This is a genomic window from Cobetia sp. L2A1 (assembly GCF_009796845.1).
Taxonomy (GTDB): domain Bacteria; phylum Pseudomonadota; class Gammaproteobacteria; order Pseudomonadales; family Halomonadaceae; genus Cobetia.
Genome location: NZ_CP047025.1, coordinates 3,532,587 through 3,558,302, shown reverse-complemented (window position 1 = coordinate 3,558,302; position 25,716 = coordinate 3,532,587). Strand labels below are relative to the sequence as shown.

The window sequence follows — 25,716 nt, the reverse complement described above, 5'->3', positions numbered from 1 at the left end:
AACATCTTGTATGTATTAGTGAGTAGTTAAGCTCGATCTTTTCGTGAGCTGCAGGCAAAGGCGCCTGATGACCGCACATTACGTGCTTGGTCATCAGGCGCCTTTTTTGTGGCGCAACGCTCCGGGGAGTGATGTTGATGCAGACCCGTAACAGCCCGATTGCACATGAAATACTGATGGCCACCGATACCGCGGCGCCCACAGTGCCGGCCAGGCGCTGTGCCACGACGACATGTCCTTATTGTGGTGTGGGATGTGGTGTGGCGCTTGAGTTGGAAGAAGACGAGAGCGGGCCGCGCATCGTGTCGCTCGCAGGGGATGATCAGCATCCTGCCAATTATGGCCGTCTATGCGTCAAAGGTTCAGCGCTTGCCGAGACATTGTCACCACAGGGGCGGTTGACGCATCCGCAGGTGCGAGATGCGGCAGGCGTTCTGCGCGAGGTGAGCTGGGACACTGCGCTGGACTTGATCGCGACTCGTTTTGGCCAGCTCCGCGAGATGCACGGCGCAGATAGTATCGCGGCCTATCTCTCGGGGCAGTTACTGACAGAGGACTACTATCTCGCCAACAAGCTGTTCAAAGGCTTTATAGGTACGCCGCACCTGGATACCAACTCGCGGCTGTGCATGGCCTCGGCAGTCGTCGCACATAAGCGGGCCTTCGGGGCAGATGCGGTCCCTTGCAACTATGAAGACCTCGAGAGCGCGGAGCTGGTGGTGCTGGTCGGTAGCAATCTTGCCTGGAATCACCCAGTACTCTTCCAGCGACTCAAGCAGGCGAGAATCGATAATCCTCTATTGCGCATCGTGGTGATCGATCCACGAGTGACCGATAGTTGTGAGATCGCCGACCTTTATCTGGGCATCCGCCCTGGCAGTGATGCTCGATTGTTCAATGGGCTATTGGCCTATATGGCAGAGCGCGGTCGACTTGACCGCCTCTATCTTGAAGCTCATACCCAGGGATTTGATGCGGCGCTTGCTGAGGCTCGGCGCGAGGAGTGCTCATTGGCGGCAATTGCGCGTGACTGTGATGTCGATGTCGAGCGTCTCGAAACCTTCTATTACTGGTTCACGACTCAGTTGCATGTAGTAACGCTCTTTTCTCAAGGCATCAATCAGTCAACCAGCGGTACAGACAAGTGCAACGCGATCATCAATTGTCATCTGGCGGGAGGGAAATTGGGATTGCCGGGTGCCGGGCCGTTTTCGATCACTGGCCAGCCCAATGCCATGGGCGGCCGTGAAGTGGGTGGGCTGGCAAATCAACTGGCAGCGCACATGGATTACGACACACCGGGGGCGCGGGCTCTGGTCAGCGAATTCTGGCAGGCGCCGAATATCCCTGAAGCCCCTGGTCATAAGGCGGTAGAGTTATTCGCTGCATTGGGTCGTGGTGAGATTCAGGCGCTGTGGATCATGGCAACCAATCCGGCCGTCAGTTTGCCGGACTCCCACAATGTTCGCGCGGCACTGGCCCGCTGCCCGCTAGTGATTGTCTCTGACTGTGTGACAGACAGCGACACTCTGGCCTATGCCGATGTGGTGCTACCGGCGAGCAGCTGGGGGGAGAAGGACGGCACCGTGACCAATTCCGAGCGACGTATCTCGCGCCAGCGTGGTCTGCTAACGCCACCTGGAGAAGCACGTCATGACTGGTGGCAGCTGGCGGAAGTCGGCAAGCGCATGGGTTACTCCCAGGCATTCAGCTATGCAGGTCCACATGCCATCTTCCGCGAGCATGCACGGCTCTCCGGCTATCGGAATGCCTCGCCACGCATGAAAGCGGGCAAGCGCATTGGTGACAAGGCTTCTTGTGTGAAGCGGCTATTCAATATTGCACCGCTGGCAGAGCTGGACCGTGCAGAGTATGACAACCTCAAGCCTATTCAGTGGCCCGTGCGGCGTGATGCGCATGGCAGCTTGCTGGGCACTCCGCGCTTGTTCGAGGATGCCACCTTCAACACGCCGAATGGGCGTGCGCGATTAGTGCCGATAATCCCTCAACTGCCTTGTCAACTGCTGAGTAGTGAGACGCCATTACGTCTGAACACCGGGCGTATACGGGATCAATGGCACACCATGACGCGCACGGCGCGAAGCCCACGTCTGATGAATCATCGTGCCGAGCCGTATGTCGAGTTACATGCACGTGATGCTGAATCGCGAAAATTACAGGATGGTGCGCTGGCACGTATCTTCAGCCGTGATGCTCAGGGGGCTATTCGTGGCGACTATCGCGCAAGAGTCCGCATCTCTAGCGGGCAACGTGTAGGGGAAGTTTTTATTCCGATGCATTGGAATGATCACTTCGCCAGTCATGGTCGTGCTGGAGCGTTGTTGGCAGGGCTGACGGATCCATTATCCGGCCAGCCGGAATCCAAACATGGCGCAGTAGAAGTGGTCGCACTTGAGTGTGAGTGGCAGGCGACATTGCTGCTGGCCCCAGGGCTTCTTGAACAGCGTACCGATTTCACGGTGGCTATGGAGGCACTGGAAGGGTGGTATTGGGCGCGCATTCCGCAAGGCTCGCTAGTGCGCTATCAGCTCGCCGGTGGAGGACAGCCCGATTGGCGGAAGTGGTGTCACGAACAGTTGGGGATAGCTGCTGATTTATGGGGGGAGGATGACGCATATAAAGAGTTGCGTGCTGCTGGCCTTAAGGAAGGAAGGCTTCAGTGGTGGCTTAGAGTAGCACCGGCCTCATCGAGCGCGCTTCGTCAGCCCAATGTTGCCTGGTTAGGCGAGTGCTTCGCCAACGATCAGCTAGCGCCGCGTGAACGCCGCAGCTTATTGGCCGGGAAGCCCTCAGGGCAAGCCGAGGTCGGGACGATGGTCTGTGCTTGTCATCAGGTTGGCGAAATCACTATCCGTCATGCTATCCAGGTTGGCGATACATCAGTGGAATCACTGGGCGCACGGCTGGCGTGTGGCACTCGTTGTGGTTCCTGTCTGCCTGAACTCAAACGTCTTGTCGAAGAGGAGCGTTCTCATGAGCGTACTGATACGTCGCTGGAAATGGCGTGAATCCATGTCGCCTATCGTCATGTCATTCGTGGCAGTGATACGCGATGCCATGACAACTCGCCGTGGCTCCGGCGTACTGGGTTCACAATCAGGCTTGCGTGGAGATGTCGGCACGATCTCGCCAGATTGGGATGGATTGTTGCCGGGCGAGGTGGCGCTGATCGGTGCTGGGCCTGGTGATCCAGAGTTGATGACGTTAAAGGCATGGCGAATGCTGAATGCAGCAGATGCCGTGGTCTACGATCGACTGGTCGGTGATGAGATCCTCGCACAGTTACCAGTACACTGTGAGCGCTATTACGTCGGTAAGGCATGCGGCAATCATAGTGTTCCTCAGGCAGAAATCGGATCGCTGATGGTACGCCTGGCAGGGGAGGGCATGCGTGTCGCACGCCTGAAGGGGGGGGACCCCGGTGTCTTTGGCCGTATGGGTGAAGAGCTCTCGGCATTGGATACGGCGGGCATCAGGCGTCATGTCGTGCCGGGTATCACTGCGGCCTCCGGTGCGGCGGCAGCATTGGGGATGCCGCTGACAGATCGGGCTCACGCTCAGCGCCTACGCTTTGTCACTGCTCAGCTATGTCATCAAGATGAGCAACCCGATTGGGCACAACTGGCGCGTCGCGATGAAACGCTCGTCTTCTATATGGGTCTCAATCGACTGGAGATGATCTGCAATGCGCTAATGCATCATGGCCTACCGGCAGACTGGCCGATGATGTTGATCGCCAATGCCAGCCTCCCCGGACAACAGACGTTGCATGGCACCTTGGATAGCATGGTCGAGCGGTTGGCAGAATATCCGTTGCCGACACCCTGTTTGATTGTGGTCGGTAGTGTCTGTCAGATGGCGGTAGGGCGGGCAGTCGAGCTCAACGCGCAAAAGAGTGAACCCTTGGTAAATGAGGTGGCAGCATGTGCATAGCGCGGGCTAGAGTCGTGGTCATGACAGTCATCTGACGCTCATGTGAGATTCCTTTCAAAAAGCCCTTGCGCTGAACCAGTTCGGTGCGTAAAGTACGCATCCGCTGCCGGTGACGCAGGGCGTTACCAGCGGTGAAAGAGGTGTGCAGGTGATTGTTTCGATTGATGTTTTTCAAATCTCTCCGAAACACTCCACTTGACAATCCCGGCAGATTCGCTAGAATACGCCGCACACCTTACGGAACACGTGAACGGGCATCGCCCCTCACTACTTGATGATGCTTAGAGGCAGTCGACTGACTCATCACCAAGTGCTTGACTTCTCAAGCGTTCCTGGTAGAATATGCCTCCTCGCTTAACAGCGACGCTCTTTAAAAATTTGATCAGGTAATTCGTGTGAGCGCTTGCCGATGAGTGGTGACAAGGTCACCAAATATCGGAGCAAGCCTCTCACGAGAAGTTTGACTCTGAACCAAGTTTGGTCTGCTTAACAGACTATCAAGCTTATCAACTGAAGAGTTTGATCATGGCTCAGATTGAACGCTGGCGGCAGGCTTAACACATGCAAGTCGAGCGGAAACGATTCTAGCTTGCTAGAAGGCGTCGAGCGGCGGACGGGTGAGTAATGCATGGGAATCTGCCCGATAGTGGGGGACAACCTGGGGAAACTCAGGCTAATACCGCATACGTCCTACGGGAGAAAGCAGGGGATCTTCGGACCTTGCGCTATCGGATGAGCCCATGTCGGATTAGCTAGTTGGTGAGGTAATGGCTCACCAAGGCGACGATCCGTAGCTGGTCTGAGAGGATGATCAGCCACACTGGGACTGAGACACGGCCCAGACTCCTACGGGAGGCAGCAGTGGGGAATATTGGACAATGGGCGAAAGCCTGATCCAGCCATGCCGCGTGTGTGAAGAAGGCCTTCGGGTTGTAAAGCACTTTCAGCGAGGAAGAAAGCCTTTGGACTAATACTCTAGAGGAAGGACATCACTCGCAGAAGAAGCACCGGCTAACTCCGTGCCAGCAGCCGCGGTAATACGGAGGGTGCAAGCGTTAATCGGAATTACTGGGCGTAAAGCGCGCGTAGGTGGCTAAGTCAGCCAGGTGTGAAAGCCCCGGGCTCAACCTGGGAACGGCATCTGGAACTGCTTGGCTAGAGTACAGTAGAGGAAGGTAGAATTCCCGGTGTAGCGGTGAAATGCGTAGAGATCGGGAGGAATACCAGTGGCGAAGGCGGCCTTCTGGACTGATACTGACACTGAGGTGCGAAAGCGTGGGTAGCAAACAGGATTAGATACCCTGGTAGTCCACGCCGTAAACGATGTCAACTAGCCGTTGGGTCCCTTGAGGACTTAGTGGCGCAGCTAACGCAATAAGTTGACCGCCTGGGGAGTACGGCCGCAAGGTTAAAACTCAAATGAATTGACGGGGGCCCGCACAAGCGGTGGAGCATGTGGTTTAATTCGATGCAACGCGAAGAACCTTACCTACCCTTGACATCCAGAGGACTTTCCAGAGATGGATTGGTGCCTTCGGGAACTCTGAGACAGGTGCTGCATGGCTGTCGTCAGCTCGTGTTGTGAAATGTTGGGTTAAGTCCCGTAACGAGCGCAACCCCTATCCTTATTTGCCAGCGAGTAATGTCGGGAACTCTAAGGAGACTGCCGGTGACAAACCGGAGGAAGGTGGGGACGACGTCAAGTCATCATGGCCCTTACGGGTAGGGCTACACACGTGCTACAATGGCAAGTACAAAGGGTTGCAATACGGCGACGTGGAGCCAATCCCATAAAGCTTGCCTCAGTCCGGATTGGAGTCTGCAACTCGACTCCATGAAGTCGGAATCGCTAGTAATCGTGGATCAGAATGCCACGGTGAATACGTTCCCGGGCCTTGTACACACCGCCCGTCACACCATGGGAGTGGACTGCACCAGAAGTGGTTAGCCTAACCTTCGGGAGGGCGATCACCACGGTGTGGTTCATGACTGGGGTGAAGTCGTAACAAGGTAGCCGTAGGGGAACCTGCGGCTGGATCACCTCCTTATCGACACTGTTTATCGCTCGCGGCAAGTGCTCACAACGAATTACCTGATCTTATTGCTGGCTTAGCCGGCAGTGGCAAGCGCGCTCCTACGAGTGCGCTTCTCACTGTTCACTGAACAGCCGCTCTTTAACAATGTGAATCATGCTGACGATGGATATGTGCGCCAAGCATATGTCCATCAAACGATATGTCGGAGTTGTCCGACAATTCGTAATCCTTGACAGACCCCTTGGGGTTATATGGTCAAGCGATTAAGCGCATACGGTGGATGCCTTGGCAGCCAGAGGCGATGAAGGACGTGATAGCCTGCGATAAGCGTTGGCGAGGTGGCAAATACCCTGCGACCCAACGATTTCCGAATGGGGAAACCCACTCACCATCAGGTGAGTATCTATAGGCCAATACATAACCTATAGAGGCAAACCCGGGGAACTGAAACATCTAAGTACCCGGAGGAAAAGAAATCAACCGAGATTCCCCAAGTAGCGGCGAGCGAACGGGGACCAGCCCTTAAGCGATACAACTGACAGACGAACAGGCTGGGAAGCCTGACGATACAGGGTGATAGTCCCGTAGTCGAAGTCTGAGTATCGTGAAATCGAGTAGGTCGGGGCACGAGAAACCTTGACTGAACATGGGGGGACCATCCTCCAAGGCTAAATACTCCTGGCTGACCGATAGTGAACCAGTACCGTGAGGGAAAGGCGAAAAGAACCCCGGCGAGGGGAGTGAAATAGATCCTGAAACCGTATGCGTACAAGCAGTGGGAGCAGACTTGTTCTGTGACCGCGTACCTTTTGTATAATGGGTCAGCGACTTATATTCTGTGGCGAGCTTAACCGATTAGGGGAGGCGTAGCGAAAGCGAGTCTTAACTGGGCGACCAGTCGCAGGGTATAGACCCGAAACCGGGCGATCTATCCATGGCCAGGGTGAAGATTGAGTAACATCAATTGGAGGCCCGAACCCAAGTATGTTGAAAAATGCTGGGATGAGCTGTGGATCGGAGTGAAAGGCTAATCAAGCCCGGAGATAGCTGGTTCTCCTCGAAAGCTATTTAGGTAGCGCCTCACATATCATCATCGGGGGTAGAGCACTGTTTCGGCTAGGGGGTCATCCCGACTTACCAACCCGACGCAAACTCCGAATACCGATGAATGCAGTGTGGGAGACACACAGCGGGTGCTAACGTCCGTTGTGAAAAGGGAAACAACCCAGACCGTCAGCTAAGGTCCCAAAATCCTGATTAAGTGGGAAACGATGTGGGAAGGCTCAGACAGCTAGGAGGTTGGCTTAGAAGCAGCCATCCTTTAAAGAAAGCGTAATAGCTCACTAGTCGAGTCGGCCTGCGCGGAAGATATAACGGGGCTAAATCAGGTACCGAAGCTACGGGTTCATCCTTATGGATGAGCGGTAGAGGAGCGTCGTGTAAGCCAATGAAGGTGGATTGAGAAGTCTGCTGGAGGTATCACGAGTGCGAATGCTGACATGAGTAACGATAAGGGGAGTGAAAAACTCCCCCGCCGGAAGACCAAGGTTTTCTGTTCTACGTTAATCGGAGCAGAGTGAGTCGGCCCCTAAGGCGAGGCGGAAACGCGTAGTCGATGGGAAACGGGTTAATATTCCCGTACCGGATATGGTTGCGATGGGGGGACGAAGAAGGCTAGGTGAGCCAGGCGTTGGTTGTCCTGGTGAAAGCATGTAGGCCGAGGAATCAGGCAAATCCGGTTCCTCTGAGGTCGAGATGCGAGACGAACTGACTACGGTCAGGAAGTTGCCGATGCCACGCTTCCAGGAAAAGCCTCTAAGCTTCAGATCATATGCGACCGTACCCCAAACCGACACAGGTGGTCAGGTAGAGAATACCAAGGCGCTTGAGAGAACTCGGGTGAAGGAACTAGGCAAAATGGCACCGTAACTTCGGGAGAAGGTGCACCGGTTTGAGTGAAGGACTTGCTCCGTAAGCTCTTACCGGTCGAAGATACCAGGTGGCTGCAACTGTTTATTAAAAACACAGCACTCTGCAAACGCGCAAGCGGACGTATAGGGTGTGACGCCTGCCCGGTGCCGGAAGGTTAATTGATGGGGTTAGGATTCGTCCGAAGCTCTTGATCGAAGCCCCGGTAAACGGCGGCCGTAACTATAACGGTCCTAAGGTAGCGAAATTCCTTGTCGGGTAAGTTCCGACCTGCACGAATGGCGTAATGATGGCCACGCTGTCTCCACCCGAGACTCAGTGAAATTGAAATCGCAGTGAAGATGCTGTGTACCCGCGGCTAGACGGAAAGACCCCGTGAACCTTTACTATAGCTTTACACTGGATGCTGATGTTGTCTGTGTAGGATAGCTGGGAGGCTTGGAAACCTGGGCGCTAGCTCAGGTGGAGCCAACCTTGAAATACCAGCCTGACATCATTGGCGTTCTAACTCAGGTCCATTATCTGGATCGAGGACAGTGTATGGTGGGTAGTTTGACTGGGGCGGTCTCCTCCTAAAGAGTAACGGAGGAGCACGAAGGTACCCTCAGCACGGTTGGAAATCGTGCATTGAGTGCAAGAGCATAAGGGTGCTTGACTGCGAGACAGACACGTCGAGCAGGTACGAAAGTAGGTTCTAGTGATCCGGTGGTTCTGTATGGAAGGGCCATCGCTCAACGGATAAAAGGTACTCCGGGGATAACAGGCTGATACCGCCCAAGAGTTCACATCGACGGCGGTGTTTGGCACCTCGATGTCGGCTCATCACATCCTGGGGCTGAAGTCGGTCCCAAGGGTATGGCTGTTCGCCATTTAAAGTGGTACGCGAGCTGGGTTTAGAACGTCGTGAGACAGTTCGGTCCCTATCTGCCGTGGGCGTCGGAAGTTTGAGAAGAGCTGCTCCTAGTACGAGAGGACCGGAGTGGACGAACCTCTGGTGTTCGGGTTGTCACGCCAGTGGCATTGCCCGGTAGCTACGTTCGGACGGGATAACCGCTGAAAGCATCTAAGCGGGAAGCCCCCTTCAAGATGAGACTTCCCTGAGGCCTTGCGCCTCCTGAAGGGCCCTTGAAGACTACAAGGTTGATAGGCTGGGTGTGGAAGCACAGCAATGTGTTGAGCTAACCAGTACTAATTGCCCGTGAGGCTTGACCATATAACACCCAAGGGGTTTGCTTCGGCGAACCGCCGGGATTACGACACACGACAGTGTGCGTCAGACAGCTCCGACATAGCGTTCAGCATGATTCATATTGCGAGTCACGAGGCCCGAAAGCCTTGAGACTCAGGTACCGCAAGGTACCACCGTTTCGCCTGACGACCATAGCGAGCGTGAACCACCCGATCCCATGCCGAACTCGGAAGTGAAACCGCTTAGCGCCGATGGTAGTGTGGAGTTTCTCCATGTGAGAGTAGGTCATCGTCAGGCACTTATACTGAACCGCCCCTGTAGCCTTGCTACAGGGGCGGTTCTCTTTGTGCACAGAAAAATACCCAGAAAATATCTGAAGTAATATCTCTCAAACGCCCCTGTCGCCACCGCGACAGGGGCGTTGTCGTTTGGCGAGCACTGGTCGGTGATACACAAAGCCGAGGATGCTCCCAGGGCGTTATCCTTCGTGCGAAGGCATTCCACGCTTCAGGCCAATATTCTTGTAGAAGCATGGGAGTAGAAATAACCATTGGAACAGACTGGAGCGGGCGCAAGGAGGCGTGATGTCGAAATATCTCTCGCACTATTCATCGAGATCATCATTGGTGGGTCTTGCAAGGTGTACGGTCGGGCTTATGGCACTGCTGATAGGCGTGATGTCATCACAAATGATATCTGCAGGTGAGCGCGAGTCGCAGATAAAGCGCTGTCAGATCATCAAGGACAAGATCGAATACTATACCGACATGCGTCGAGGGGGTGGGTCTTCGAGTCAGATGCGGAGTTGGCAAGCTCAGCGAAACGATTACAAGCAACGCTATCGAGATGAGAACTGTACGCGCGTGCGGTCGGCGTTGAAGTCGCGGCGGTAGCCTTAAAGATTGGAAGAGATGAGTCAATGACAACGCCCTGCCGAGAAAAACTTGTGAGGGCGTTGCCGTGATCATCTATTCGTTATATTGCCAAGTGGACTTCACGGCCTACTCTGGTTCATGGATGCTTGCGCAGCCGTGTCAGTCCTTCCTGGGCACTGGAAGCAACAAGCTCACCATGGCGATTATACAGGCTGCCGCGAGAGAAGCTGCGTGCGTCTCCCGCCCATGGGCTATCCATCTCATAAAGGATCCAATCATTGACGCGAACATCGCGATGGAACCAGAGAGAGTGATCCAGGCTCGCCATCTGAAGTCCAGGTGAGCCGAAATAGACGTCATGACCGATCAGCCCTGTCGCCAGCAGATTGAAGTCGGAACTATAGGTCAGGAGATAGCGATGAAGCGCATCATCTTCCGGCAAGTCACCGGCCAATCGAAACCATAGCCGCTGTCGAGGGGGTGGCATCAGGCCACTACGCGAGACCTTATCCTCGTTAGCTTCTGGGGATGGTGACGGCATGCGCAGAAACTCAATGGGATGACCATCGTAGCGCTCGATCTTTGCCCCTTGCTCAATCAATTGTTCGGGGCTATCGCCTACTGGCATTGCTTGCTGGTGCTCAAATCCTTCTTCCTGACCATGAAAAGAAGCGCTGCAGAAGAAGATGGTCTTGCCATTCTGGATGGCACTGATACGGCGGGTAGTGAAGCTCCCTCCATCGCGCACGCCATCTACCTGATACACGACAGGCTTGTGGGCGTCGCCTGGACGCAGGAAATAACCATGCAGAGAATGTACCTTGCGCTCCGCGGGGACAGTGCGTGTGGCAGCAGACAATGCTTGCCCCAAGACCTGGCCTCCAAATAATTGTGGAAAGCCCAAATCCTGGCTATGTCCTCGAAAGAGATTCTCTTCCAGTGTTTCCAGGCCAAGCAATGTCACTAGAGCTTCCAGGGGAGGCGTTGAAGCTGGGGTCATCATTCCATCCTTCGGTGAACAAGAGACTGGCAGGCTGGCATGATTCCAGGCAGAGGGTTGTTCAATAAGCCGGTATCATGGAGCCTTGCATCAATGGCATCAGGATACCGGAGAATGATGGTGAGCGACGAGAGAGCAACGTCTTTGCCTGCGATGGATGTCCCTCGCAATGACCACTATTACATGCACCGTGCTTTGGACCAGGCGCGTCTGGCCTATGACGCGGGAGAAGTTCCCGTCGGAGCCGTCATCGTTGATGCACAAGGTGAGATCATTGGCGTTGGCTTCAATGCTCCAGTGGGAACACCGGACCCTACTGCACATGCCGAGGTGCAGGCCTTGCGTGCAGCAGCTGTCCATGTGGGTAACTATCGACTAGATGGCTGCACACTGTATGTGACGCTAGAGCCCTGCATGATGTGTAGTGGGGCTTTGATCCATGCTCGGCTGATGCGAGTGGTCTATGGTGCTGCGGAACCGAAGACAGGGATGGTCGAGTCAAAAGCCAATCTGTTCTCACAGCCTTGGCACAATCACCAGGTGCGTGTGGAGGGGGGCGTACTCGCGGCCCAATCCAGACGGCTCCTCAAGCAGTTCTTTACTGAGCGTCGTAGCACTGCGCCAGAATGATGGGGGGTCGGACAGGTAAAGGTGACGACAAGATGCCCGTGGAGTTCAGGCCGCGACCTGTACCTGATTGCGACCGCCGGACTTGGCGCGGTAGAGAGCTTCATCTGCCGCCTGCAAGAGTGCTTCAAGTCTCAAAGGCGCACGCGCTACGCACGCCATGCCAACAGACACTGTCACCACGCTGTCAGTAGCAGGTTGAGGTAAGCCAGCACCTTGCACGGCGCGTCTCAATTCTTCTGCAAGTGTCCGCCCGACTGCGCGAGGACACTCTGGTATGCACACCACGAATTCCTCGCCACCGAAGCGTGCCAGAATACCACCAGCCGCTTCGACCGGTGCACGTGACACTGCCGCAATTTTCTGTAGATAACGGTCGCCTTCGAGATGCCCCAGCTTGTCGTTGATCGATTTGAAGAAATCGATATCCAGAATCATCACCGTGAGCGGCATCTTGCCACTGAAGCTTTGCACTTGCTCCAGGAAATAACGGCGATTAGGGAGCTGGGTAAGTTCATCGTGGCGGGCCAACCACTGGACCTCCTTCTGCAAGCGCTCCCTGCGCACCATCTCTTCCTTGAGCGCATCATTGGCGTTCTTGACGATGCCATGTTCCTGAGAGACGCGACGGTACATATAGATGACGAGGAAGAGCAGGTAGGCCAATAAGATGCCAGTCAACAGCGTCGCTTCTGGAAGCCTTCCGCGACTGGCCGCAAGGAAGTGCTGTGTTGGCTGTAGGCCGAGTGTCAAGTCTGTCGCCGGTAGTTCAATGGGGATTCTGTGTCCCCAAGGTGCCAGACGGCTCTCGGGGCCGACGTGGATATAGATATTGCCGCGCTCGGACAAGGTGATTGCAAATGATTCATCGCGCGCTGAGTTCAGCGCCTTGTCGAGTAGCGGTGCCAGGTTAACCACCATGGCAATGGCACCGAGTATGCTGCCATCACGAGGGTTGCGTACCGGAAGATAAGAGACCATGCCCTTGCCTCCCTGCAGTAGATCAATAATGCCGGTATGCCCCTCGATACCTAGTTCTAGCGGATTACGCAGTGGAGTATCTGGCTGCACATCAAAAAGGCGAACTCCGAGCGTATCATGATTTCCGGCCTTATCAGGGAAGACGCGTGTTACCACGCTATCGGGATCGATAAAGGCAATATTCTGGAAATAGTCGAAATCCTTGTAATAACTTCTCGCCAAACGCTGCCACTCCCCTCTGATAGGGGTTTGCCCCATCAGACTCCAGAAGCCCGCAAAGCGACGCATGGCATTAAGCTGATCATTGATCTCACGTGACAGCTGAGTTGCAATCTTGTCGCCCAATACATAGGTCGCTTGATTGATACGATTGTTCTCATCCTGACTCTGCTGTTGCCAAGCCAGCAAGCAGATAAAGGTAAGCGTGGTGGAAATGATCAGAGGCAGGACGTTACGTCGCCACATCTGTGTCAATGCAGGGAGTAAATCGATCCACTGGGCGAGTAGTAATAAGCCCAAGAAGGAAAGGAGTGTGATTCGCTCAGTCCCGGCGAGGGGCATGCTGGCCACTGACAGAGTCGTATCAGCAGTAATCGAAAATATCAGGAGTAGTGATACCTGGGCCAATTGAATGGAGGACCCCAGACCCAGGCGCAGGCGCAGTAACAGCGAGCTAGTGAGACCAAAGCTTGCCAGTAGAATCAGAATGGGTGGGCGAATGTTGGCAATGTGCCAATCACCAGGTAATGCATCAAGTAGTGCACTCCAGTGATCTACACCAACCCAGCTTTCTGGTAGCAGGAAAGTGCAGACGAGCAACAGGTTGATGAAGAGCGATACACCGAGGAATAACTGACTCAGGAACAAGCTACGCCAGTGCCATGCAGTTTGCCCAGCCGCCTGAAGTGTCAGCATCATCAATAGCAGCGCGTTGGCCTCATGGCCTGCATGAGGCCATAAGCCCAACAATACGATGCCAAGGGCGAGCAGGCTGAGTAACATCAAGATGAATCTACGTGTCATTCCCTGTCCTTAGAGGCTCTTGATGCATTGCATATCATCCAGCTCACAGTAGATCTGAAGTCCCAGCCTCCATGTGTCAGAGAATCGGGGGGACTGTGTCGAAGGGATTATCGCTCCCTTCATTATCTGTGCTTTGTCGCTCATCCAGTTGGTAAAATTGCTGCTGACTACGGTAAACATAATTCAATATTTCATAATATCTACGGATGTTGCGGACATAGATGACAGGCTCTCCCCCACGAGCATACCCATAGCGAACCTTTTGATACCACTCGCGATTCTGAAGCAGTGGCAAGGCTTCGCGTACGTCCTTCCAGCGATTCTGATCACCGCCCTTCATCTTCACGATACGCCTTGCGTCATACAGGTGCCCTAGGCCGACATTATAAGCTGCCATCGTCATCCAGGTGCGATCTGGCTCCTTTATCGCATCGGGTAGCCGACTTTTGATACTCACAAGATAGCGCGATCCACCGTCGATGCTCTGAACGGGGTCCAAACGGTTGGCCACATTCATTTCACGAGCGGTGATATTCGTCAGCATCATCAGGCCTCGTACTCCAGTAGGAGAGGTGGCGCGGGGCTGCCAATGAGATTCCTGATACCCCAGCGCAGCGAGCAGCTTCCAGTCGATGCCGGTATCTCGTGCCGCCTGTTTGAAGGTGTCGATATAGCGAGGCAAGCGATCGCGAGCCTGCCGAATGAAAGTGCGTGCCCCCACATACTCTAGATAATCATCGTGACCAAAGTACCGCTCTACCAACTGATCAAGCGTGCCGTCTTGGCTGCGTGTTTCGAGAAAATCATTGGCCGCCGTCAGCAATGAAATATCGCCATGAGCAGGGAAGGCCCATGCGAGTGTTAATGGGTCGCCCAGGCTGAAGCCATTCTCCACATTCGGGAAGAACAAGCGGTTAAGTTTGAATTGATGCGCATAGACGACGGCGGCATCAAGGCTGCCATCCTCAATGCGTTGCAGGAGATCAGCCACTTCCAGTTCACTGGTTTCTTGCCAGCTGAGTTCGGGGATTTTCTGTTGTAGCTCGCGCAGAATCAAGCTGGTACCTGCACCTTTGATCGCACCTATGCGCTTGCCTATCAGGTCTTTCAGCTGTTTGGGGGGCGTCATTCCGCGACGATAGACCACCATCGCCTGTAATTCGAGAATGGGACGTGAGAAGCGTAGATCTTGCTCGGAGAGATCCAGCGGTAACGTGGCGGCAGCGAAGTCAGCTTGGTCGTCACGGACACTCTGTGTCAGGCTCTGAATATTGTGTTCTGCGTCCATCGACAGGCTGACGCCGAGATAATCGGCGAAATCGCGAGCCAGCTCGTATTCAAAACCAGTAGGGCCTTGGCGGCCTCGGTAATAAGTTGTTGGTGTATTTCGGGTGACTACCTGCAAGAAGTCGCGCGCGCGGACTTCATCGAGCGTGGTGGGCTGGTCGATCAGAGTGCGTTCAGGCATGAGCAGGATCAGCACTGCTACCGTGACGAGGGTGAGCCGGCGTGCATGGCGCGATAGTTGGCGCACAAGCGTTATCAGGGAGGAGAACGAGGTCTTGAGCATGCGTTAGCATCATTCGCGGCAGGGCTTCTACCATACCGTCAGCTCAGCACACTGTCATCCAACGTATATCATGCGTGAAAGGCGGACGGGCTTCGTTCATGCCCACCTTTCACGTATGATATGCGCTTGCTACCGCCGCTTGGCGGTTGTCCGTTCACGCTGCTTCAGAGGCTTTCCCTGCCCATGCTCGAACTGCGAGGCGCGCCTGCCCTTTCCGCCTTCCGTCACTCCCGTCTACTAGCTACGTTACGTGAGCTGGTGCCGGAAGTGGAATCTCTTCATGCCGAGTACCTGCATCTGGCCGAGGTCGATGGTGAGCTGAGCAGCACCGATCGGATAACGCTGGAGCGCCTGCTTGACTACGGCCCCAGTCGTGACGAGAGCTCAGCCGAAGGCCATCTCTTTCTCGTCATTCCTCGTCTCGGCACGCTGTCACCGTGGTCTTCCAAGGCGACAGACATCGCCGCCAATTGCGGTCTCCCGCAGGTACGCCGTCTTGAGCGTGGCATTGCCTACCGCATCAAGCTCGCGTCTCCGCTCAGCGAAGAGCTGTTCGCGTTACTTGCCTCGCAGCTACATGATCGCATGACCGAGACCGTGCTCACGCGGACTCAGGATGCGGCGCGCCTCTTCCAGCATCAGCCACCTGGCAAGCTTGCTCACGTCGATATTCTCGGGGGTGGACGCGATGCACTGTCCAAGGCCAATGGTGTTCTGGGCCTGGCATTGGCAGAAGATGAGATCGATTATCTGGTCGAAGCGTTCAAGAATCTGGGACGCAATCCGGCCGATATCGAGCTGATGATGTTTGCTCAGGCCAATTCCGAGCATTGTCGTCACAAGATCTTCAATGCCGACTGGACCATCGACGGCGAAGCGCAGACGCATTCACTGTTCAAGATGATCAAGAACACTTATCAGCATCACCCGGATGGCGTGCTTTCGGCCTATAGCGACAACGCGGCGGTCATGTCTGGTCTGACAGCTGGGCGTTACTTCCCGGTCGGTGAAGAACACGTCTACACCTATCACCAGGAACCGATCAACATCCTGATGAAGGTCGAGACGCACAACCACCCGACGGCCATTGCGCCGTATCCGGGTGCGGCGACCGGTGCCGGTGGTGAGATTCGTGATGAAGGTGCGACCGGCGTCGGTTCCAAGCCGAAAGCAGGCCTGACTGGTTTCAGCGTCTCCAATCTGCGCATTCCGGGCTTTGAACAGCCGTGGGAGCAGGATTACGGCAAGCCGGAGCGTATCAAGACGGCCTACGACATCATGCTTGAAGGACCGATCGGTGGTGCCGCCTTCAACAACGAATTTGGTCGTCCCAACCTCAATGGCTACTTCCGTACCTATGAGCAGGATGCCTTCGGCGCCGGTGGTATCGAGCGTCGCGGCTATCACAAGCCGATCATGCTCGCCGGCGGTTACGGCAATATTCGTAGCCAGCACGTCGAGAAGGGTGATATCCCGGTGGGCGCCAAGCTGATCGTGATGGGTGGCCCGGCGATGCTGATCGGCCTCGGGGGCGGTGCCGCTTCCTCCATGGCTTCCGGCAGCTCCAGCGAAGATCTCGATTTTGCCTCCGTGCAGCGTGATAACGCTGAAATGGAGCGTCGCGTGCAGGAAGTCATCGACCGCTGCTGGGCGTTGGACGACAACAACCCGATCTGCTTCATCCACGATGTGGGCGCGGGCGGTCTCTCCAACGCGCTGCCGGAGCTGGTCAAGGACGGTGGACGTGGCGGTCTGTTCGATCTGCGTGCCGTGCCGAGTGCTGAATCCAGCATGAGTCCGCTGGAAATCTGGTGCAACGAGTCTCAGGAACGTTACGTATTGGCGGTGGCGCCGGAAAATCTCGCCACCTTCGAAGCGCTGTGCGAGCGTGAGCGCTGCCTGTATGCCGTCGTCGGTGAGGCGCTGGAAGAACACGAGCTGATCGTCGAGGATGGCCACTTCAATACGCGTCCGGTCGATTTGCCGATGGACGTGTTGTTCGGCAAGGCGCCCAAGATGTCACGCAGTTTCGAGCGCCAGTCGCTTGAACTGCCTGCACTGGGCCTGGATAACCTTGACCTGCGCGAAGCGATGACACGCGTGCTGCAGCTGCCGACCGTGGCCTCCAAGAAATTCCTGATCACCATCGGTGATCGCTCGATCACTGGCATGGTCGCCCGCGATCAGATGGTCGGTCCGTGGCAGGTGCCTGTCGCTGACTGCGCCGTGACCACCAGCTCGCTGGACAGTCACGTCGGTGAAGCCATGGCCATGGGCGAGCGCACACCTGTCGCGCTGATCTCTCCAGCCGCCTCTGCGCGCCTGGCGGTGGCCGAGGTGATCACCAATCTCGCCGCCGCGCCGATCGCCAAGCTATCTGACGTCAAGCTCTCGGCCAACTGGATGAGCGCCGCTGATCACGTCGGTGAGAATCAGGCGTTGTTTGATGCCGTGCATGCCGTGGGCATGGAGCTATGTCCGGCGCTGGATCTGACCATTCCGGTTGGCAAGGACTCCATGTCCATGCGCACCGCCTGGCAGGATGAGAACGGTGAAGACAAGTCCATCACCTCACCGCTGTCGTTGGTGATGACGGGCTTCGCACCCGTCACCGATGCCATGCGTACCCTGACACCACAACTGCGTCGCACGCTGAACGGCGAAGCGCTCGAGACGGATCTGATCCTGATCGATCTTGGCCATGGTGCCCACCGTCTCGGTGGCTCGGCATTGGCACAGGTCTATGGTCAGGTGGGTAACGAAGCTCCTGATCTGGCGCGTCCGGAAGACCTCAGGACCTTCTTCGATGCCATTCAGCGCTTCAATGCCGAAGGCAAGTTGCTGGCCTATCACGATCGCAGTGATGGCGGACTGCTGACCACCCTGATGGAAATGTCCTTCGCGGGTCGTGTCGGTCTCGACATCAACCTCGATTGGACCGCTGCAGCGCCGGGCCAGGCCACGGGCGCGCTGTTTGCTGAAGAGTTGGGCGCCGTGGTTCAGGTGCGTCGTGAGCACACTGAAGACATTCTTGCCGAGCTCAAGGCTGCCGGTCTCGCGCACAGTGGCGTGATCGCCACGCCGCGTGGCGATGAGCAGATCAACATCACGCTGCTGGGCCAGTGCCTGCTCTCCACCACTCGCGCCAGTGCTGAGCGTCTGTGGGCCGAGACCAGCTATCACATGCAATCTGCGCGTGATAATGCTGACTGCGCCAAGAGTGAATTCGAGTCCATTAATGATGTGCGTGATCCGGGTCTGTCGGCTCAGGTCACCTTCGACATCAACGACGACATCACCGCGCCGTATCTGAACATTGGTGCTCGGCCACGCATGGCAATACTGCGTGAGCAGGGCGTCAATGGTCAGCTTGAGATGGCAGCGGCATTTGATCGCGCCGGCTTCGAGTCCATCGATGTCCACATGAGCGACATTCTCGCCGGTCGTGTGGACCTTGAGACCATGCGTGGTCTGGTGGCCTGTGGTGGCTTCTCCTACGGTGACGTACTGGGTGCTGGCGGTGGCTGGGCCAAGTCGGTGCTGTTCAATGCTCGTGCCCGCGAGCAGTTCGAGCGCTTCTTCACGCGTGACGACAGCTTTGCGCTGGGTGTCTGCAATGGTTGCCAGATGCTCTCCCAGCTCAAGGAACTGATTCCAGGCGCTGAGGCATGGCCGCGTTTCGTACGCAACGAGTCCGAGCAGTTCGAGGCACGTGTGGCGATGGTTGAAGTCGAGAAAAGCGCTTCGCTGTTCCTCGATGGCATGGAAGGGTCGCGTCTGCCGGTCGCCATTGCTCATGGTGAAGGGCGTGCCGAATTCCGCGACAGTGCTCACCTGCGCAAGATGCAGGGCAGCGGTCAGGTCGCGCTGCGTTACGTGGATAACTACGGGCAGACGACAGCTCGCTATCCGGCCAACCCGAACGGCTCGCCGTCCGGTATCACCGGCCTCACCACCAACGACGGGCGTGTCACCATCATGATGCCGCACCCGGAGCGCGTGGCGCGTGCCGTGACCAACTCCTGGCGTCCTGATGACTGGACGCAGGATGGCGCCTGGCTGCGCATGTTCCGCAATGCACGTCGCTGGGTTGATTGATATCGAGAGTGATCGCGCGATTGATCAGTCAAGACGAGTGACAGCATGATAGACGCCCCCGTGGTTCATTCCGCGGGGGCGTTTTGCGTTGTGGGTCGCCATTGACGCGATGATGCCTGCGACTGAACGGCCCGTTTTGCGCCTGATGAAGACAGCGGGCGCTTCTTGCGGCAGTCTGATGTCAGCAAAGCGTCAGTGACAGATTAACTGGCGTATTACTCCCCGTCGCTCGGTTCACTCGCTCGAATCACTTGCTGCCCTGACATTGCAGCTCGCAGGTAAAGGAACGTTTGATGAAATTGAAATGGTCGCTGTTATCACGTTATAGCGTATTTGGCCTGTGCATCATCGGCTTGTTGGCAGGCTTGCCGTTGGCACTGATGACGGCTTGGATGTGGCCCTTCACGCTGCTGATGGCCGTGTTGGTCGCGGTCGGCATCAATGATCTTCAGCAGACGGATTACGCGGTGCGCCGCAACTATCCGGTGATCGGTAATCTGCGCTACCTGTTCAAGGCATTGCGCCCTGAAATGCGCCAGTATCTGTTCGAGTCGGATACCGACCAGCTGCCGTTCTCCCATAAGCAGCGTGAGCTGGTCTATGCGCGTGGTCGTCAACGCAATTCGTCGCAGCCTTTCGGCACGTTGCTGGATGTCTACTCCACCAGTTATGAGTTCATTGGCCACTCGATGCAAACTACGGAGGTGCCGGATTCGACGGGCTTCCGCCTGACGATCGGTAACGACCAGTGCGCCCAGCCTTACAATGCGTCGTTGTTCAATATCTCGGCAATGAGCTTCGGCTCGTTGAGTGGCAATGCCATCCGTGCCCTCAACAAGGGTGCGATGCTGGGCAACTTTGCTCATGATACCGGCGAGGGCAGCATCAGCCCTTATCACCGTGAGTTCGGCGGTGATCTGATCTGGGAGCTGGGCAGTGGCTATTTCGGGTGTCGCAATGATGAAGGCGGCTTTGATGCCGACAAGTTCGCTCGCCAGGCGACCAGCGAACAGGTGAAGATGATCGAGATCAAGCTAAGCCAGGGTGCCAAACCCGGCCATGGCGGTGTCCTGCCGGCCAGCAAGATCAGCGCCGAGATTGCCGAGACGCGTGGCATCCCGATGGGCAAGGATTGCATCTCACCGGCCAGCCACAGTGAGTTTTCGACGCCCCTCGAGCTACTGGCGTTCATCAAGCAGCTGCGTACGCTATCCGGCGGCAAGCCGGTTGGCTTCAAGATGTGTCTGGGGCAGCCGTGGCAGTTCATGGCCATCGTCAAAGCGATGCGTGAGACAGGTGTCGTGCCCGACTTCATCGTGGTGGATGGCAGTGAGGGCGGTACCGGTGCTGCACCGACCGAATTCACGGATCACCTTGGCACACCGCTGCGCGAGGGGCTGCTATTCGTCCACAATACGCTGGTGGGAGCTGGCCTGCGTGATGAGGTGCGCATCGGGGCCAGTGGCAAGATCATCAGTGCCTTTGATATCGCGTGTGTATTGGCGTTGGGGGCGGATTGGGTCAATGCTGCGCGGGGTTACATGTTTGCGCTGGGCTGCATCCAGTCATTGAGTTGCCACACCAATAAATGTCCAACCGGGATCGCCACCCAGGATGATCTGCGACAGAAATCACTGGTGGTCGAGGACAAGGCGGATCAGGTGCGTCATTTCCATCACAACACCTTGCATGCGCTGGCGGAAATCATCGCTGCCTCGGGTCTCTCGACACCATGGCAAATCACGCCAGACCACCTCGTACACCGTGTCTCTGACAATGAGATCAAGTTGTTCTCGCATCTGCATCCCTTCCTCACGACCGGCGCCCTGCTGGAAGAGGCGGATGACTATCCCTTCTATCGCCGTATCTGGAATATGGCACAGGCGCATAGCTTCCAGCCGCGCTCATTGACGGAGGTGTCCGGCGCCAAGTGTGATTAGGCGTCTTCATCACAGACTGGCGTGATCTGCGACCAAACGACCGTTTTATAATTCGTCACGGGCGGCCACACTGATCCTGAGATTCCGCATGTCGACAAGGGGCAGAGTGGCTGCCCGTCTTGCTTTTTGATCAATATCTGATCGTCGCTTTGTTCGCTGTTCGAGGAGACCGCCATGAGTGAAGCCCCCAGCAGTTCCGATTCGCGTCGCGTGACCGTCGAGATCTGCGAACATGTCGCCGATGTGCGTTTCAATCGTCCCGACAAGCATAACGGTCTGGATTGGCAGATGATCGAGGCCATATTGGGCGTGCAGGCCGAGCTGAAAGCACGCGTCGAGGAGGGCAGTCTGCGTGCCATCGTGCTGTCGGGAGAAGGTGCCAGCTTTTGTGCCGGGCTCGACATGGCGGCCATCATGGGTGATGCCGTGCGCGTGCCGCAATTGCTGGTCGCGGGCGCCAATGGCTGCACGCCGGGGCGCAATACGGTGCAGCAACTATCGCTGGGCTGGCGGGATGGCGGAGTACCGGTGATCGCGGCACTGCATGGCAATGTCTTTGGTGGCGGTCTGCAGATCGCGCTCGGAGCAGATATCCGGCTGTGTGCCCCTGAAGCACGCCTCGCCATTCTCGAAGTTGATTGGGGCATCATTCCTGATATGGGTATCAGCGTCACAGCACGTGGTGTCCGTCGCGACTGGCTACATGAATTGAGCTGGAGTGGGCGCAAGGTCGAGGCGAGAGAGGCACTTGAGGCAGGGCTAGTGACGCGTGTTATTTCCAGTCCGCGCGAGGAAGCACTGGCACTCGCACGTCAGATCGCTAGCCGCTCACCGAACGCCATTCGTGCGATTACCCGACTTTATGCCGAGGCACTTGATGCCCCTGAGGCTGATGCACTAGCGCTAGAGGCCACGCTGCAGTCCGGTTTGCTCGGCAAGGCTGAGCATATGGAGTGTGTGGCGGCCAAACTGGGAGGACGTGCACCGCGCTTTTGATCCCCAGTCAGGGGTACTGTTCCTCAATGGGCGGCCTGCTCAGGTTGTCCACCCCTGCCACTTGGCTGGCAGGGACATCAAAGCGGATAATGATGCGTTATCTCCGCATTCATATTCGACTCGGTGGCTCTGTCATGTGTTCTGTTTACCTCCTTCATGTTGCGTTCTTCTCGGGCCGGTTATCGTATGTTTGAGCTGCGCCCTTATCAGTACGAAGCCGTTCGACGCACCGTCGAGCACTTTCGCGCCACTGATGAAGCGGGTGTCATCGTGCTGCCGACAGGTAGTGGCAAGTCGCTTGTCATCGCTGAGCTAGCGCGCATCGCGCGTGGGCGGGTGCTGGTGCTGGCGCACGTGCGTGAGCTGGTCGAGCAGAACCACGCCAAGTACGAGGCCTACGAACTCGAAGCCGATATCTTCAGCGCAGGCCTCAAGCGTAAACAGGCCACGCGACAGGTGGTGTTCGGCTCGGTGCAATCGGTGGTGCGTAACCTTGATGCCTTTAGTCCTACCGCATATGAGCCTGCTTTCACGCTGCTGGTGATCGATGAATGTCACCGTGTCTCGCTGGAGAAAGATGCCAGCTATCGCAAGGTGATTGCCCACCTGCGTGAGCGCAATCCACGCCTCAAGGTATTGGGGTTGACCGCGACTCCCTTTCGATTGGGGCAGGGGTTCATCTATCACCGCCACTATCACGGCATGGTGCGTGGCGATGACGACTGCTTCTTTCGTGACTGTGTGTTCGAGCAGCCACTGCGATTGATGGTGCGGCAGGGCTTTTTGAGCGAACCGAAGCGTATTGATGTCGCCGTGGCGCGCTACGACTTCTCGCAACTTGCGCCAGGCATTGGTGGCAGCTTCAAGGAAGAGGAACTCAATGACGTCGTGCAGGGCTCACGCGCCACACCCGGCATCGTGTTGGATATCGTCGCGCAGGCGCGTGAGCGACGTGGCGTAATGGTGTTCTGTTCTACCGTCGAGCATGCTGAGGAAGTGACTGGCTTGCTGCCCGAAGGCGAGGCGGCATTGATTACCGGTACTACGCACGGCGATGAACGTGAGCGGTTGATTACGGCGTTCAAGGCGCAGCAGCTCAAGTATCTGGTCAATGTAGCCGTGCTGACGACGGGCTTTGATGCACCGCATGTGGACATGATCGCCATTCTGCGACCGACGGAATCGGTCAGTCTCTATCAGCAGATCATCGGTCGCGGCCTGCGCCTCAGTCCCGGCAAGTCCGACTGCCTGATTCTTGATTATGCGGGCAACCCCTGGGATCTCTACGCGCCGGAAGTGGCGACCCCCAAGCCGGCAGGTGACACCGAACCAGTTCAGGTCGAGTGTCCGGTGTGTGGCAACGCCAATCTCTTCTGGGGGCGCAAGGACGGAGATCTGGTCATCGAGCACTTCGGGCGACGCTGTCAGGGGTTGGTCGAGCCATCCGCACTGCTGGGCGCAGCGGAGCCTAGGCACGAGGCTGAGCCTGTGCCAGGCAACGATGGCTCGCCGGTCAAGGCCACCAAGTTGGTGCAATGCGATTTTCGTTACCGTGCCAAGGCTTGCCCACAGTGTGGGGAAGCCAACGACATTGCCGCACGCCACTGTCATGGCTGTCAGGCACGATTGGTCGATCCCGATGACAAGCTACGCGATGCACTCAAGCTACGTGACGCTCGAGTGTTACGCGTCAGCGGCTGGCAGTTGGAAGAGACGCGCAATGGGCGTGGCCTGCCACGCCTCAAGGTCACTTATTTTGATGAAGATGGTACTGACCTCTCCGAATGGTTCGCGCTGGAAACGGCGCCACAACGACATGCGTTCCGGTTGAGCTTCCTTGCCCGTCATCTGCGTGCGCCGGGCAGTGATTGGGCACCCAAGAACATTGCCGAGGTACTGGCGGGAGAGGGGCGGCTCAAGGCGCCCGACTTCGTCATCGGGCGCAAGAGCGGCCGTTACTGGCAGATTCGCGACAAGTTGTTCGACTATGCTGGCCGTTATCGTACGGGTATCGCGGCAGGCTGATATGGCTATTCATCGTCATTTTGTAGTTTGCGATGGCCCGACTGGCCGTATTCGACAAATGACACGACGTCGCGGGGATGCTGATCGGGTGCTGGGGTTGATAGACTGGCCGCTTCATACGCTTCAGGAGAACTCACAAGGTGAGTGCCACCGATACCTCGGCCAGGCTTGTGTCCGGTTTACGCCCCACCGGACACCTGCAACTCGGACACTATCAAGCAGTGATCCGGCGCTGGACCGAACTGCAATACCATCATGATGCCTATTTTCTGGTCGCCGATTGGAATGCGCTGGCGGTTAGCGGCCATGCACCTCACGAAATCGAGCAGTACAGCTGGGCGATGGTTATCGATTGCCTCGCCTGTGGCGTCAATCCCAAGTTATCGACGCTATTCATTCAGTCGTGGGTGCCAGAGCTCACCGACATCCACATGATTCTGGCCAGCGTCACACCCAAGGCATGGCTGGAGCGCCTGCCCAGCTATCGGGAAATAGTCGCGGACCTCGGTGAGCAGCAGGGCGCCAGCCTTGCCATGCTCAGTGCCCCCCTGATGCAAGCCGCCGATATTCTGGCGCTGAGGGGGGAGGTAGTGCCGGCCGGCCCCGAGCAGCGCGCGCATATCGAGTTCACCCGTGAAGTGGCACGGCGCTTCAATCATCGCTATGGCCGTGATGCCGGCTTTGAGGAACAGGCCGAGCGGGCCATCGCCCGGCTGGGTAAAAAGAGTGGCCGTCGCTATCGCGAATGGCTGAACGCCTACCAGAAAGAGGGTGACCTCGAAGCATTTGAGCGCGCTCGTGGTTTGCTGGCTGAGCAAGACAAGCTCAATCGCCATCAGCAGGAGCGTCTGCTGGGCTATCTGGAAGGTGGAGGGCGACGTATTCTGGGTGAGCCGGAACACTGGCAAAGCGAGACGCCACCGCTGTTGGGGATGGAGCTCAATGCTAGTGGTGGCTCCCGAGATGGTGCGATCTTCCTGCGCAGCAACCGCCGTGAAATCGAGGCCTGTGTCCGTGAGATGCCAACGGACCCCGCGCGTGTTCGACGTAGTGACCCCGGCGACCCTGAGCGCTGCCCGCTGTGGAGCTTGCATGAGAGCTTTACGCCTGAATCTGACCGTCAGTGGGCCGCCAACGGCTGCCGCGATGCCAGTATCGGCTGTCTGGACTGCAAGGGCTGCCTGATCGAGCATATTGATGCCACGCTAGCGCCGATACGCGATCGCGCCGAGGAGCTTGAAGGCAATCACGGCAAGGTGCGCACATTGATGACGGAAGGGGCTGAACGTGCCCGTGATACCGTGCGCGATACGCTGGATGAGCTGAGGCGCGTCATTGGGCTAACCTACCGGTAAGCGTCCTCGTCCATGTCGCCAGCACTCATCTAGTGTGCGGGGTTAGCGACAGGCAACATCATGACTTGGGGGATAGGCCGCGAGCAGCTAGAATGCCCGTCCCCCAGCCGCCGCGCGT

General features: G+C 56.8%; 11 protein-coding genes and 3 rRNA genes. 11 read left to right on the top strand and 3 right to left on the bottom strand.

The features are described from left to right. Positions 1-176: 176 nt before the first annotated feature. The 5 genes from GQR90_RS15090 to rrf all read left to right on the top strand — a co-directional run bounded on the left by GQR90_RS15090 (position 177) and on the right by rrf (position 9,405). A complete protein-coding gene (locus tag GQR90_RS15090; protein ID WP_158775586.1) occupies positions 177-3,029 on the top strand; it encodes a nitrate reductase in 2,853 nt (950 codons plus the stop codon). Then, positions 2,995-3,954: a uroporphyrinogen-III C-methyltransferase gene (gene cobA, locus GQR90_RS15085; protein ID WP_233266344.1), complete on the top strand. Its 960-nt coding sequence runs from the start codon at positions 2,995-2,997 to the stop codon at positions 3,952-3,954. The genes GQR90_RS15090 and cobA overlap by 35 nt, the downstream gene beginning before the upstream one ends. Before the next feature lie 507 nt (positions 3,955-4,461). Further along, positions 4,462-6,002, top strand: a 16S ribosomal RNA gene (locus GQR90_RS15080). A 241-nt stretch (positions 6,003-6,243) separates the two neighbouring features. Beyond that, positions 6,244-9,132: ribosomal RNA gene (locus GQR90_RS15075) — 23S ribosomal RNA — on the top strand. Positions 9,133-9,289: 157 nt separating this feature from the next. After that, a 5S ribosomal RNA gene (gene rrf / locus GQR90_RS15070) occupies positions 9,290-9,405 on the top strand. The 16S, 23S and 5S rRNA genes sit together here, the layout of an rRNA operon. Before the next feature lie 714 nt (positions 9,406-10,119). Here the strand turns inward: rrf and GQR90_RS15065 are convergent. Further along, positions 10,120-10,983 (bottom strand): acyl-CoA thioesterase, encoded by an 864-nt coding sequence (locus GQR90_RS15065; protein WP_158774815.1) that lies wholly within the window; start codon positions 10,981-10,983, stop codon positions 10,120-10,122. 153 nt (positions 10,984-11,136) lie between these two features. Between GQR90_RS15065 and tadA the strand changes: the two genes are divergently transcribed. Then, positions 11,137-11,613 carry a tRNA adenosine(34) deaminase TadA gene (gene tadA, locus GQR90_RS15060; protein ID WP_158775583.1) on the top strand — a complete coding sequence of 159 codons (477 nt, stop codon included), beginning with the start codon at positions 11,137-11,139 and terminating at the stop codon, positions 11,611-11,613. A 45-nt stretch (positions 11,614-11,658) separates the two neighbouring features. Here the strand turns inward: tadA and GQR90_RS15055 are convergent, their stop codons facing one another. Next, complete coding sequence (locus tag GQR90_RS15055; RefSeq protein WP_158774814.1) at positions 11,659-13,614, bottom strand: GGDEF domain-containing protein; 1,956 nt, start codon at positions 13,612-13,614, stop codon at positions 11,659-11,661. Positions 13,615-13,690: 76 nt separating this feature from the next. Further along, positions 13,691-15,184: a membrane-bound lytic murein transglycosylase MltF gene (gene mltF / locus GQR90_RS15050; RefSeq protein WP_158774813.1), complete on the bottom strand. Its 1,494-nt coding sequence runs from the start codon at positions 15,182-15,184 to the stop codon at positions 13,691-13,693. Between the two features lie 183 nt (positions 15,185-15,367). Between mltF and purL the strand changes: the two genes are divergently transcribed. From purL to GQR90_RS15025, 5 genes are all read left to right on the top strand, one after another. Next, the gene (gene purL / locus GQR90_RS15045) at positions 15,368-19,282 is read left to right on the top strand and encodes a phosphoribosylformylglycinamidine synthase (RefSeq protein WP_158774812.1); all 3,915 of its coding nucleotides are present in this window, start codon (positions 15,368-15,370) and stop codon (positions 19,280-19,282) included. A 293-nt stretch (positions 19,283-19,575) separates the two neighbouring features. Continuing rightward, on the top strand, positions 19,576-21,222 hold the full coding sequence (locus tag GQR90_RS15040) for an FMN-binding glutamate synthase family protein (RefSeq protein ID WP_199269438.1): 1,647 nt from the start codon (positions 19,576-19,578) through the stop codon (positions 21,220-21,222). 174 nt (positions 21,223-21,396) lie between these two features. Beyond that, entirely contained in the window at positions 21,397-22,218 is an 822-nt protein-coding gene (locus tag GQR90_RS15035; RefSeq protein ID WP_158774811.1) for a crotonase/enoyl-CoA hydratase family protein, read from the top strand. 186 nt (positions 22,219-22,404) lie between these two features. Continuing rightward, the gene (locus GQR90_RS15030; RefSeq protein ID WP_158774810.1) at positions 22,405-24,243 is read left to right on the top strand and encodes a DEAD/DEAH box helicase; all 1,839 of its coding nucleotides are present in this window, start codon (positions 22,405-22,407) and stop codon (positions 24,241-24,243) included. Positions 24,244-24,383: 140 nt separating this feature from the next. Beyond that, entirely contained in the window at positions 24,384-25,598 is a 1,215-nt protein-coding gene (locus tag GQR90_RS15025; protein WP_158774809.1) for a tryptophan--tRNA ligase, read from the top strand. Positions 25,599-25,716 lie beyond the last annotated feature (118 nt).